Source organism: Streptomyces sp. NPDC015131 (assembly GCF_043079975.1).
Classification (GTDB): Bacteria; Actinomycetota; Actinomycetes; order Streptomycetales; family Streptomycetaceae; genus Streptomyces.
In genome coordinates, this window is record NZ_JBIBVB010000004.1 from 743,251 (window position 1) to 755,322 (window position 12,072).

At 75.0% G+C, this 12,072-nt stretch carries 6 protein-coding genes and 1 CRISPR repeat array; of the genes, 3 read left to right on the forward strand and 3 right to left on the reverse strand.

Going from position 1 to position 12,072, the window contains the following annotated elements; genetic code table 11:
- Positions 1 to 9 precede the first annotated feature (9 nt).
- A CRISPR array of direct repeats spans positions 10 to 3,620; the repeat unit is 21 nt; unit sequence GTGGGCCCCGCACACGCGGGG.
- Positions 3,621 to 3,705: 85 nt separating this feature from the next.
- Positions 3,706 to 4,128 carry a secondary thiamine-phosphate synthase enzyme YjbQ gene (locus ACF08D_RS19455; protein ID WP_392223944.1) on the reverse strand — a complete coding sequence of 141 codons (423 nt, stop codon included), beginning with the start codon at positions 4,126 to 4,128 and terminating at the stop codon, positions 3,706 to 3,708.
- A 74-nt stretch (positions 4,129 to 4,202) separates the two neighbouring features.
- Between ACF08D_RS19455 and ACF08D_RS19460 the strand changes: the two genes are divergently transcribed.
- Positions 4,203 to 5,336: an FAD-dependent oxidoreductase gene (locus tag ACF08D_RS19460; RefSeq protein ID WP_392223945.1), complete on the forward strand. Its 1,134-nt coding sequence runs from the start codon at positions 4,203 to 4,205 to the stop codon at positions 5,334 to 5,336.
- Here ACF08D_RS19460 and mltG read toward each other — a convergent pair.
- Both mltG and ACF08D_RS19470 read right to left on the reverse strand, forming a co-directional pair.
- A complete protein-coding gene (gene mltG, locus ACF08D_RS19465) occupies positions 5,305 to 6,168 on the reverse strand; it encodes an endolytic transglycosylase MltG (protein ID WP_392223946.1) in 864 nt (287 codons plus the stop codon). The two genes, ACF08D_RS19460 and mltG, sit on opposite strands and share 32 nt — an antisense overlap.
- 420 nt (positions 6,169 to 6,588) lie before the next feature.
- Positions 6,589 to 8,397, reverse strand: a complete 1,809-nt coding sequence (locus tag ACF08D_RS19470; protein ID WP_392223947.1) for an ABC transporter ATP-binding protein — start codon at positions 8,395 to 8,397, stop codon at positions 6,589 to 6,591.
- Positions 8,398 to 8,589: 192 nt separating this feature from the next.
- Between ACF08D_RS19470 and ACF08D_RS19475 the strand changes: the two genes are divergently transcribed.
- Together ACF08D_RS19475 and ACF08D_RS19480 are read left to right on the forward strand one after the other, a co-directional pair.
- Positions 8,590 to 9,039: a MarR family winged helix-turn-helix transcriptional regulator gene (locus ACF08D_RS19475; protein ID WP_392223948.1), complete on the forward strand. Its 450-nt coding sequence runs from the start codon at positions 8,590 to 8,592 to the stop codon at positions 9,037 to 9,039.
- 66 nt (positions 9,040 to 9,105) lie between these two features.
- Positions 9,106 to 12,030, forward strand: a complete 2,925-nt coding sequence (locus ACF08D_RS19480) for an FAD-binding and (Fe-S)-binding domain-containing protein (protein ID WP_392223949.1) — start codon at positions 9,106 to 9,108, stop codon at positions 12,028 to 12,030.
- The last annotated feature ends 42 nt before the right edge of the window (positions 12,031 to 12,072 follow it).

The window sequence follows — 12,072 nt, forward strand, 5'->3', positions numbered from 1 at the left end:
GTCGTTGTAATGGGCCCCGCACACGCGGGGGTGGTCCCCCGCACCTCACCGAGTGCCCGCGCGACTGCGCGTGGGCCCCGCACACGCGGGGGTGGTCCGCTCCTGCCGCTCGGCCAGAAGTACATCGTCGGGTGGGCCCCGCACACGCGGGGGTGGTCCGGTGCCGGGCGTGCCTGAGGTGATGACCAACCCGTGGGCCCCGCACACGCGGGGGTGGTCCCTCCCGCGCCCCGGCGGATCAGGCAGTGACCGTGTGGGCCCCGCACACGCGGGGGTGGTCCGCGTGAGATCTGGGCTTCTTGGTTGCATGCGAGGTGGGCCCCGCACACGCGGGGATGGTCCGTCGCTGGCCGTCCGCCGCTGGTCGGCGGCGGCGTGGGCCCCGCACACGCGGGGGTGGTCCCCCGAACCAGTCGCGGCCGACGCGGAGGAAGGCGTGGGCCCCGCACACGCGGGGGTGGTCCGCGCACCCCCACGTCCGGGGGCAGGCCACTGCGGTGGGCCCCGCAAACGCGGGGGTGGTCCGCGCCGCGAACTCCGCACCCCGCACGCTGCCCGGTGGGCCCCGCACACGCGGGGGTGGTCCGCAGACCCCCTGCGTAGCGGATCTGACCGCCTGGTGGGCCCCGCACACGCGGGGGTGGTCCGCGCACATAGCTCCGCCCCGGGGGCGGCCGTCCGTGGGCCCCGCACACGCGGGGGTGGTCCGCAGTTCATCAACTCGCGCCTCGTGGAGGGCATGTGGGCCCCGCACACGCGGGGTGGCCCCAGTTCGTCCTCACTGAACTTCGGGTACGCCTCGTGGGCCCCGCACACGCGGGGATGGTCCCCGGTCCTGGATGTCCTGGTAGCCGTTCTCGGCGTGGGCCCCGCACACGCGGGGATGGTCCTGGGCTCGTGCGCGCCATGGCGGGCGTGGTGGAGTGGGCCCCACACACGCGGGGATGGTCCGGCGGTCCCGCCGTAGACGCCCTCCGGGACCTGGTGGGCCCCGCACACGCGGGGATGGTCCGATGGACCGGGCCCAGATGACCGTCCTGTACGAGTGGGCCCCGCACACGCGGGGATGGTCCGAGGGCGGAGAAGGCAAGGTCGGCGGAGGCCCGGTGGGCCCCGCACACGCGGGGGTGGTCCGCGCACCACACGCGCCGCCCGTCCGGCGGCCCAGTGGGCCCCGCACACGCGGGGGTGGTCCTGGTGGCAGGGGACACGTACGTGACGAGTGTCTGTGGGCCCCGCACACGCGGGGGTGGTCCGCTCATTGAGTTCGAGCTGGACAAGCGGATGTCGTGGGCCCCGCACACGCGGGGGTGGTCCCCCTGACGGCTTCGACGCCCACCTCCTCATCCCGTGGGCCCCGCACACGCGGGGGTGGTCCGCTCCTCCTGCGCGCGGTGACGGCCGGGCCGAAGTGGGCCCCGCACACGCGGGGGTGGTCCGCTCATCCGCTCCACCTTCGACGGCATCGCCGAGTGGGCCCCGCACACGCGGGGGTGGTCCGACCCCGCCGCCGCCGAAGAAGCCGGTCGAGGCGTGGGCCCCGCACACGCGGGGGTGGTCCGACCCCGCCGCCGCCGAAGAAGCCGGTCGAGGCGTGGGCCCCGCACACGCGGGGGTGGTCCGAAGAGCAGCGCGGACTCGGCGGTCGGGCTGTCGTGGGCCCCGCACACGCGGGGGTGGTCCGCAGTCCTCGCCCCCGGCGGGTGGCAGCTCCTGCGTGGGCCCCGCACACGCGGGGGTGGTCCGGGCTATCGATTCCGGCGCGACGGCGGAGCGCTATGGGCCCCGCACACGCGGGGGTGGTCCGATCCTCAGCGAGCATCACGGGCCCACCCCCGGGTGGGCCCCGCACACGCGGGGGTGGTCCCTCCCCGCCCTGCACCGGGAAGCAGCGTGATCAGTGGGCCCCGCACACGCGGGGGTGGTCCCTCGCCGCCCCCACCCCAGAGCCGCTGGCCGGCCGTGGGCCCCGCACACGTGGGGGTGGTCCTACGCAGCTGGGGAAGATGCTGCGCCGCATCCCGTGGGCCCCGCACACGCGGGGGTGGTCCGCCGGCCTGCGTCTTCGGCGCTGACTGGCGCAGGTGGGCCCCGCACACGCGGGGGTGGTCCCCGGGCCCGTCGAGCGGCCGACCCGCAGGCCGCGTGGGCCCCGCACACGCGGGGGTGGTCCCGCGTGGTCGTCGTCCATCCCGGCACCGTAGTGGTGGGCCCCGCACACGCGGGGGTGGTCCCCCGAAGACCGACGACCCTCACGACCATCTTGCGTGGGCCCCGCACACGCGGGGGTGGTCCGAAGCAGGTGCGCTGGCGACCGGGTCTGTCCCAGTGGGCCCCGCACACGTGGGGTGGTCCCGCCGCCGCCTCCGCCAGCAGGGGAGGGCCGCCGTGGGCCCCGCACACGCGGGGGTGGTCCGTCCGCGGCCTGCTGGGCTGGTGCTGCCGCTGCGTGGGCCCCGCACACGCGGGGGTGGTCCGGCTGTGCGGCTTCTCCAGGAGGCGCGCGAGCGGTGGGCCCCGCACACGCGGGGGTGGTCCGGGAACACCACCATGGCGAGGACCGTGACGGGCGTGGGCCCCGCACACGCGGGGGTGGTCCCTCGGGCGCCTTGGCCAGCCGCTTGAACACGTCGTGGGCCCCGCACACGCGGGGGTGGTCCGTCCCCGACACCGAGCTGCGGCCGGTCGGGGCCGTGGGCCCCGCACACGCGGGGGTGGTCCGCACACCTGATCGGAGCCCGTCATGACCCGCCGGTGGGCCCCGCACACGCCGGGGTGGTCCGCACTCGACGCGCCCTCGGTACCGGTCCCGACGGTGGGCTCCGCACACGCGGGGGTGGTCCGTAGCCCAGCGCGATGGCGAGGGTGGTGTGGGCCCCGCACACGCGGGGGTGGTCCCTGCTTGTCGCGTTCCTCGGAGTCGTCGCCGTCGTGGGCCCCGCACACGCGGGGGTGGTCCGGGGGTGGGGTGGTTCATCGGGGCATCGCCCTTGTGGGCCCCGCACACGCGGGGGTGGTCCCTACAGTCGCCCGCCTCGCACCGCGTCCAGGAGGTGGGCCCCGCACACGCGGGGGTGGTCCCGGGCCGACCAGCGTGCGGAACTGCGCGCCGGCGTGGGCCCCGCACACGCGGGGGTGGTCCTTCGTCGACGCTCGCGGGGTCGGCACCGATGATGTGGGCCCGCACACGCGGGGGTGGTCCGATCGCCACGGCGAGGTTCTGACCTAGCCACATGTGGGCCCCGCACACGCGGGGATGGTCCGGGCGAAGGCAAGCCACTCTCCATAGCGGCCGAGTGGGCCCCGCACACGGGGGATGGCCCCCGACTCACGTAGGAGAGCTCATTGATCATCGTGTGGGCCCCGCACACGCGGGGGTGGTCCCCTGGGCGGCCGACACGGCTTTCCCCTGTGGGCGTGGGCCCCGCACACGCGGGGGTGGTCCGTTCACCCCGCCCGCGCCGACCTTCGTCCACGGGTGGGCCCCGCACACGCGGGGGTGGTCCTTGTCGCGGGCCTCTGTTCGCCCCGTGAGATCTGTGGGCCCCGCACACGCGGGGTGGTCCGTGCCCCGACGCGGTCGTGGAGCACGGCACCACATGCGCCCCGCACGTGCGGGTCCCACCCACATCGCCCCATTACTGAGCAGTTGATCGCGTTTGCGGCCGAGGCCACCGACCCTGGCGATGCCCTGAACGATCTCGCTCAGCCCAGGAAGCTCAGCCGCACCTGCCGCTCCGGGTTGTCCTTGTTCGTGTCGACCACGCAGACCGACTGCCAGGTGCCGAGGGCCATTTCGCCGTTCACTACCGGGATCGTGGCGTGCGGGGGGACCAGGGCGGGGAGGACGTGGTCGCGGCCGTGGCCGGGGCTGCCGTGGCGGTGCTGCCAGCGGTCGTCGGCCGGGAGCAGGGTGTGGAGCGCGGCCAGGAGGTCGTCGTCGCTGCCGGCGCCGGTCTCCAGGATCGCGACGCCGGTGGTGGCGTGCGGGGTGAAGACGTTCAGCAGGCCGTCGCGGCCGGCGGCGACCTCGCGGAGGAAGGAGGCGCACGCGCCGGTGAGGTCGTGGACCGTCTCCTGGGCGCCGGTCGTGATCCGTAGCGTACGGGTGGTGAATGCGTCGCTCATGTCCCCATGGTGGCATCGCGCGGGGTGCGGGACGCGCCGGGAAGATCCGGGGCGGGCTCCGGGTTGGTAGAAGCATGAACCATGTGGACGTGGTGGTCGTCGGCGCAGGCCAGGCGGGGCTGTCGGCCGCGTACCACCTGCGGCGGCTCGGGATGGAGCCGGGGCGGGACGTCGTCGTCCTGGACCACGCCCCGGCGCCCGGCGGGGCGTGGCAGTTCCGGTGGCCGTCGCTGACGTACGGCAAGGTGCACGGGATGCACGCGCTGCCCGGGATGGAGCTGACCGGCGCCGACGAGGGGCGGCCGTCGGCGGAGGTGATCGGCGCGTACTTCGCGGCGTACGAGGAGCGGTTCGGGTTGCGGGTGCACCGGCCCGTCCATGTGGCGGCGGTACGGGAGGGTGCGGGCGGGCGGCTGCTGGTGGAGTCCTCGGAGGGGACGTACGCGGCGCGCGCCCTGGTGAGTGCGACGGGCACCTGGGACCGGCCCTTCCTGCCGCGCTATCCGGGGCAGGAGAGCTTCCTGGGACGGCAGTTGCACACGGCGGACTACCCGGGGCCGGAGGAGTTCGCGGGGCTGCGGGTGGTCGTGGTGGGCGGCGGCGCGTCGGGGACGCAGCACCTGATGGAGATCGCCGAGGTGGCGGCGGAGACGACCTGGGTCACGCGGCGCGAGCCGGTGTGGCGCGAGGGGCCGTTCGGCGAGGCGGAGGGCCGCGCGGCGGTGGCGCTCGTGGAGGAGCGGGTGCGCCGGGGGCTGCCGCCGGCGAGCGTGGTGTCGGTGACCGGGCTGCCGCTGAACGACGCCACCCGGCGGGCGCGGGAGCGGGGTGTGCTGGACCGGCTGCCGATGTTCGACCGGATCACCCCGACGGGCGTGGCGTGGGACCGGGAGGCGAGGCCGCCCTTGGAGGCGGACGTCATCCTGTGGGCGACCGGCTTCCGGGCGGCCGTGGGCCATCTGGCGCCGCTCCGGCTGCGTGAGCCGGGCGGCGGGATCGCCGTGGACGGGACCAGGGCGGTACGGGACGCGCGCGTACACCTCGTCGGGTACGGGCCGTCGGCGTCGACGATCGGCGCGAACCGGGCGGGCCGGGCCGCCGCCCGTGACATCGTCCGGCTGCTGGAGACGGCACGGGTGGCGGCGGCGCCGGCGGAGGTGCCCGGACCGGTCGCGGTCAGCTCGGGTCGGACGCCCGCTGTGCGTTGAACTCCTGCACATTGCGCTGGTGTTCGGCGTAGTCGGCAGTGAAGCGGGTGTCGCCGGGCCGTACGGTGACGAAGTAGAGCCAGTTCCCGGGCGGCGGGGCGGTCGCGGCGCGCATGGCCTGCTCGCCGGGGTTGGCGATGGGGGTGGGCGGCAGGCCCTGGCGGTTGTAGGTGTTGTACGGGTTGTCCATCCGGGTCTCGGCGTGCGAGGTGTCGATGGTGGACCGGCCGAGCCCGTAGTTCAGCGTGGAGTCCATCTGGAGCGCCATGCCCTGCGCGAGGCGGTTGTGGACGACCCGGGCGACCTTGCCCATGTCCTCCGGGGTGTCGGCCTCGGCCTGCACGATGCTGGCGATGATCACCTGCTGGTAGAGGCCCATGCCGGGCTGCGGGGCCGCGGCGGCGCCCGCCCGGGCCGGGCCGAAGCGCTCGTGCGCGGTGCGGACCATGTAGTCCAGCAGCCCGCGCGGGGTCGTCTTCTTGTAGACCGGGTACGTCGCGGGGAAGAGGAACCCCTCGGGGTTGCCCAGCGCGTCGTCCGGCAGCTTCAGTTTCGCGCCCTCGGCGACCTTCCGGGTGGTGCCGGGGGCGGCCTTCAGCGCCTTGTCGGCCGCCTCGTACACCTGCGTCGCCCGCCAGCCCTCGGGGACGAGGAGCATGGTGGGCTTCTCCGGGGGCGGCGGGGCCGGGGGCTCCTTGCCGGTCAGCAGGAGGGGCAGCAGCACCGCGGCGGCCACGACGACGAGCACGCCCGTGCTCAGCGCGATCCAGCCGCGGCGGGTCATCCGGAGCCGTCGGCGCGGGGGCATGCCCTGCGGGGAGTCCTTCGTCATGCGGGCACGTTAACCCGACAAACGGACAAATCCGGGCACTTCACACGCCGTACTCCCCCACCGCCGCACTCCCGCGGCACCGCGGCTCCCGCCGCCGCGATCCCCGCCCAGCGGCACGGAACAAACGAACAGGGGCGCGGATGTTCGCCCGAACGCATGATCGTCACCCGTTTCGGTGCCCGCGGCGCACGCGACGGATGATGCTTACGGTGCGCAAGCGACGGGCTGCAGACCGCGACTGCACTGTCCCACACATCAGTGAAGCTCAAGGAGAACGCACGACATGAACGTCATCACCGACCTGCTCGCCGGCCTCGTCCACTTCGTCGGCTGGCTCGTCTGACGATCGTCCGCCCCGGCGCCGCCGCTTCCCCGTCCCAGGGGAGCGGCGGCGCCGTCGTTCCGCCCGGGGGTGGCCGGTCAGGGCACGACCGGCTCCAGCTCCGCGTCGCCGCGCACCAGCGCCGCGTACCGGCCGTCCCGCGCCATCAGTTCGTCGTGGGTGCCGCGCTCGGCGATGCGGCCGCCGTCCAGGACGACGATCTCGTCGGCGTCCCGGACGGTGGAGAGCCGGTGGGCGATGGTCAGGGTGGTCCGGCCGGCCGAGAGGGCGTCGATGGCCTGCTGGACGGCGTGCTCGGTGCGGGTGTCGAGGGCGCTGGTCGCCTCGTCCAGGATCAGCACCGGCGGGTCGCGCAGGATCGTCCGGGCGATGGCCAGGCGCTGCTTCTCACCGCCGGAGAAGCGGTGGCCCCGCTCGCCGACCAGGGTGTCGTACCCGTCGGGGAGCGAGGCGATGTGGTCGTGGATCTGCGCCGCCCGCGCGGCCTCCTCGATCTCCTCGTCGGTCGCGGAGGGGCGGGCGAAGCGGAGGTTGTCGGCGACGGAGGCGTGGAAGAGGTACGCCTCCTGCGACACCACGCCCACCCCGCGGGCGAGGGTGTCGAAGTCCAGGTCCCGCACGTCCACGCCGTCGAGGGTGACACGGCCGGCCGTGACGTCGTACAGCCTCGGGACGAGGTGGCTGAGGGTGGACTTGCCCGAGCCGGTCGGGCCGACGACGGCCAGGCTGCCGCCCGCCGGCACGGTGATGTCGATGTCGCTGAGGGTCTCGCCGCCCTCGGCGTCGTACCGGAAGGCGACCTCCTCGAAGCGGACCTCGCCGCGGATCTTCTCCAGCCGGACGGGGTCGCGGGGCTCGGTGATGTCGACCGGCAGGTCCAGGTACTCGAAGATCCGCTGGAAGAGGGCGAGCGACGTCTGGATCTCGACACCGGTGGAGAGCAGGCTCACGGTGGGCCGGAACAGGCCCTGCTGGAGCGAGACGAAGGCGACCAGGGTGCCGATGGAAATGGCCGGCCCGCCCGCCTGGAGCGCCAGTCCGGCGGCCCAGTAGAGCATCGCGGGCATCGCGGCCATGACGATGCCGATGGTGGACATCCGCCAGCGGCCGGCCATGGAGGAGCGCACCTCCAGCCCCACCAGGCGCTCCGACTCGGCGGCGAAGGACCGGGTGAGGGAGTCGGCGCGCCCCATGGTGCGGCCCAGCAGGATGCCGCTGACGGAGAGCGACTCGGTGACGGTGGCGGCCATCGCGGCCATCTGCTTCTGCCGCTGGGTGGTGATCCTCTTGCGCTCGCGGCCGACCCGGCGGCTGATCCACACGAACAGCGGGAGCAGGAGCAGGGAGACGACGGTGAGCCGCCAGTCCAGCGCGAGCATGGCGACGACGGTGGCCACCACGGCGGTCAGATTGGAGACCAGGGAGGTGGCGGTGGAGGTGACAGTCGCCTGCATGCCGCCGATGTCGTTGGCGATGCGGGACTGGACCTCGCCGGTGCGGGTGCGGGTGAAGAAGGCGAGCGACATCCGCTGGAGCCGGCCGTAGACGGCGGTGCGCAGGTCGTGCATCACGCGCTGGCCGACGGTGGTGGAGATCAGGGTCTGGAGGACATTGAAGACGCCGGTCACCACGGCGGTGAGGATCATGCCGAGGGCGAGCAGCGTGAGCAGGCCCGTACGGCCCTGCGGGATCGCGGTGTCGAGGATCTCGCGGAGCAGGAAGGGCGAGGCGACCGACACCAGGGACGAGGCGCCGACCAGCAGGCCCACCACGGCGAGCCTGCCGCGGTAGGGCCGGAAGAGCCGGAGGATGCGCCGGATGTCGGCCGGCGGCTGCTCCGGATCGGGCGGTGGGGGTGTCCAGGCGGACTCCGGGTGGCTGCGCATGGGCTCCTTAGGGAGGTGGCCAGGGGGCCGGACGGGACGCGTGCCGCGCGTGCCCCCGGCCCCGGGCGCGGGGCGGGCGGGAGGAGCGGCGGGGGCCGCGCCTCGCGGGCCCGGTTCGTACGCCGGGCCCATGAGAGCATAGCTCATTGTTACCTATATTCACAGTGCACGAGGTCCTGATATCATCCGGGCATGAACACCCCCGACGCCGACGGTCTGCTGGCCGAGCAGCTGCTCCGGCTGACCCGGCGCCTCCACCGCAGCCAGCAGCGGCAGCTCGAGTCGGCCGACATAGCGATCACCCCCGCCCAGTCGAGGCTGCTGCGCACGGTCGCGCACTACGACCACCCGCCCCGGATGGCCGACCTGGCCGCCCGCCTCGAAGTGGTGCCGCGCGCCGTCACCAGCCTGGTGGACGGCCTGGAGGCGAGCGGCCGGGTCCGCCGCGTCCCCGACCCGGCCAACCGCCGGGTGGTGCGGATCGAGCTCACCGACACCGGGCGCGACACGCTGCGGCGGCTGCGCACCGCGCGCCGGACCGCCGCAGAGGACATCCTGGCTCCATTGACCGCCGAACAGCGCGAAGTGCTCGGCGGCCTGCTGTCCGCGCTGGTCGACGGAGGCCCGCGGCGCGACTGCTGACCGGGGCGCCCGCCGCGCCCTCCGTGCACCGCCGCCCGCGTGGCGGCCCACCGAGGGGACCGTGACATGCCGCTGCTGGAGCCGAACCCCGACGCCCTCCGTCCCGGCGCGCACCACGCCCCCTCCCCCGACCGGGTGCCCGACCTGCTGGCGCACGGAGCATCCGGGCGGCTGCGCGACGAGCTGACCGCCCTCCTGGGCCCCGGCAAGGTGCTCTGGCACGTCTCCGACCTCGTCCGGTACGCCTCGGACGCCAGCCCCTACCGGTTCCTGCCGCGGATCGTGGTGGTCGCCGAGGACGTCGACGACATCTCCGCGGTGCTGTCCTACGCCCACGGCAAGGGCCGGGAGGTGGTGTTCCGGGCGGCCGGGACCAGCCTCAACGGCCAGGCGCAGGGCGAGGACATCCTCGTCGACGTACGCCGCCACTGGACCGGCGTGGAGGTGCTGGACGGCGGCGCCCGGGTCCGGGTCCGCCCCGGCACCACCGTCGCCCGGGTCAACGCCGCCCTCGCGCGCCACGGCCGGATCCTGGGCCCCGACCCGGCGAGCGCCGCGGCCTGCACGGTGGGCGGCGTCGTCGCCAACAACGCCTCCGGCATGACCGCCGGCACGGCCCGCGACTCCTACCGCACGGTCGCCTCCCTGACCGTGGTGCTGCCCTCCGGCACCGTCGTCGACACGGCCGACCCGGGGGCCGACGAAGAACTGGCGCGCGCCGAACCGGGCCTGTGCGCCGAGCTGCTCGCCGTGAAGGCGGAGATCGAGGCCGACCCGGAGCTGACGGCCCGTATCCGCGCCAAGTACCGGATCAAGAACACCAACGGGTACCGCCTCGACGCCTACCTGGACGGGTCCACGCCCACCGAGATCCTCCGGGGGCTGATGGTGGGGTCCCAGGGCACGTTCGGCTTCCTCTCCGAGGTGGTGTTCGACACCCTTCCCCTGGACCGCGAGGTCGCGGCGGCGCTGCTGTTCTTCCCGTCGCTGACCGCCGCGGCGGCGGCCGTGCCCGGCTTCACCGAGGCCGGCGCCGCCGCCGTGGAGCTGATGGACGGCAACACCCTGCGCGCCTCGGTACGGGTGGACGGCGTGCCCGCCGACTGGGCGCGGCTGCCCGGCCCCACGGCGGCCCTGCTGGTGGAGTTCCGGGCGCCGGACGAGGCGGCGCTCACGGCGTACGAGCGGGCCGCCGCCCGCGTCCTGGCGGAGGCCGGGCCGACCGCACCCGTCCCCTCCGTCACCAACGCCTTCACCCGGGACGCCGCCACCATCGGCGGGTACTGGAAGGCGCGCAAGGCGTTCGTCGCCGCGGTGGGCGGGGGACGCCCGTCCGGTACGACGCTGATCACCGAGGACTTCGCGGTGCCCCCGGCGCGGCTCGCCGAGGCGTGCGAGGCGCTGCTGGCGCTCCAGGCGGAGCACGGCTTCGACGCCGCGGTCGCCGGGCACGCCGCCCACGGCAACCTGCACTTCCTGCTGGCGTTCGACCCGGCCGACCCGGCCGACGTGGACCGGTACGCCGCCTTCATGGACGAGTTCTGCAAGCTGACCGTCGAGCGGTTCGACGGCTCGCTGAAGGCCGAGCACGCCACCGGCCGCAACATCGCGCCCTTCCTGGAGCTGGAGTGGGGGCCGAGGGCCACGGAGCTGATGTGGCGGACGAAGGCGGCGCTCGACCCCGACGGCATCCTCGCGCCGAGGATCGTCCTCGACCGCGACCCGCGCGGGCACCTGCGCGGCCTGAAGACCGTGCCGAGGGTGGACCCGCTCAGCGACCCGTGCATCGAGTGCGGGTTCTGCGAACCGGTCTGCCCCAGCCGGGACCTGACCACGACGCCCCGTCAGCGGATCGTGCTGCGCCGCGAGATGATGCGGCAGGGCCCGGGGGCGCCCGTCGAGACGGCACTCCTCGCGGCGTACGGCCACGACGCGGTGGACACCTGCGCGGGCGACTCGGTCTGCGCGCTCGCCTGCCCGGTGGGCATCGACACGGGCACGCTGATGAAACGGCTGCGGCACGCCCGGCACTCGGCCGCGGAGGAGCGGGCCGCGGCACTGGCCGCGCGGCGCTTCGGGGCCGTGGAGGCGGCGGCCCGGCGGGCGGTCGCCACCGGGCGGCGGCTCGGCGACCGGCTGCCCGCGTCCCTGACGGGCCTGGCGCGGCGCGCGGTGCGCCCCGACCTGGTGCCCGAATGGCTGCCCGAGATCCCCGCGGCGGCCTCCGCCGCACTGCCCGGTACGGAGCGGACGACGGCCGTCGCCGTGTACTACCCGTCGTGCGTCAACCGCGTCTTCGGCGAACCGGACGGCCACGAGGGGCCCTCGCTGCCCGAGGCGGTGGTGGCGCTGTCGGCGCGCGCCGGGAAGCCGGTGTGGATCCCCGAGGACGTGTCCGGCACCTGCTGCGCCACCGTCTGGCACTCCAAGGGGTACGAGGACGGCGCCCGGCTGATGGCGAACCGGGTGGTGGAGGCCGCCTGGGGCTGGACGGCCGGCGGGCGGCTGCCGCTCGTCACCGACGCCTCCTCCTGCGCCCTGGGGCTGGCCCGCGAGGTGGTGCCGTACCTGAGCGACCGCAACCGCGAGCTGCACGCGGAGCTGACCGTGCTGGACCCGGTCGCCTGGGCCGCCGGCGAGCTGCTGCCGCACCTGGAGGTACGCCGGAGGGCCGGGTCCGCGGTCGTCCACCCCACCTGCGCGGGGCACCACCTCGGCGACGCGGAACGGCTGGTGGCGGTCGCGGCGGCCTGCGCCGAGGAGGTCGTCGTCCCGGACGAGGCGGGCTGCTGCGCCTTCGCGGGCGACCGGGGGCTGCTGCACCCGGAGCTGACCGAGTCGGCGACGGCGCGGGAGGCGGCGGAAGTGACGGCCCGCACGTACGACGCCTACCTCTCGACCAACCGGATGTGCGAGGTCGGCATGCAGCACGCCACGGGCCGCCCCTACCACTCCGCGCTGCTGGCGCTGGAGCGGGCGACACGCCCCTGACCGGTCGTCACCCGGCGCCCGGCGGGAGCGGCGCGGTACTCA

Coding starts and splice junctions, on each gene's coding strand:
- ACF08D_RS19470 (WP_392223947.1), bottom strand. CDS start 8,397: ATGCGCAGCCACCCGGAGTCCGCCTGGACACCCCCACCGCCCGATCCG.
- ACF08D_RS19475 (WP_392223948.1), top strand. CDS start 8,590: ATGAACACCCCCGACGCCGACGGTCTGCTGGCCGAGCAGCTGCTCCGG.
- ACF08D_RS19455 (WP_392223944.1), bottom strand. CDS start 4,128: ATGAGCGACGCATTCACCACCCGTACGCTACGGATCACGACCGGCGCC.
- ACF08D_RS19480 (WP_392223949.1), top strand. CDS start 9,106: ATGCCGCTGCTGGAGCCGAACCCCGACGCCCTCCGTCCCGGCGCGCAC.
- ACF08D_RS19460 (WP_392223945.1), top strand. CDS start 4,203: ATGAACCATGTGGACGTGGTGGTCGTCGGCGCAGGCCAGGCGGGGCTG.
- mltG (WP_392223946.1), bottom strand. CDS start 6,168: ATGACGAAGGACTCCCCGCAGGGCATGCCCCCGCGCCGACGGCTCCGG.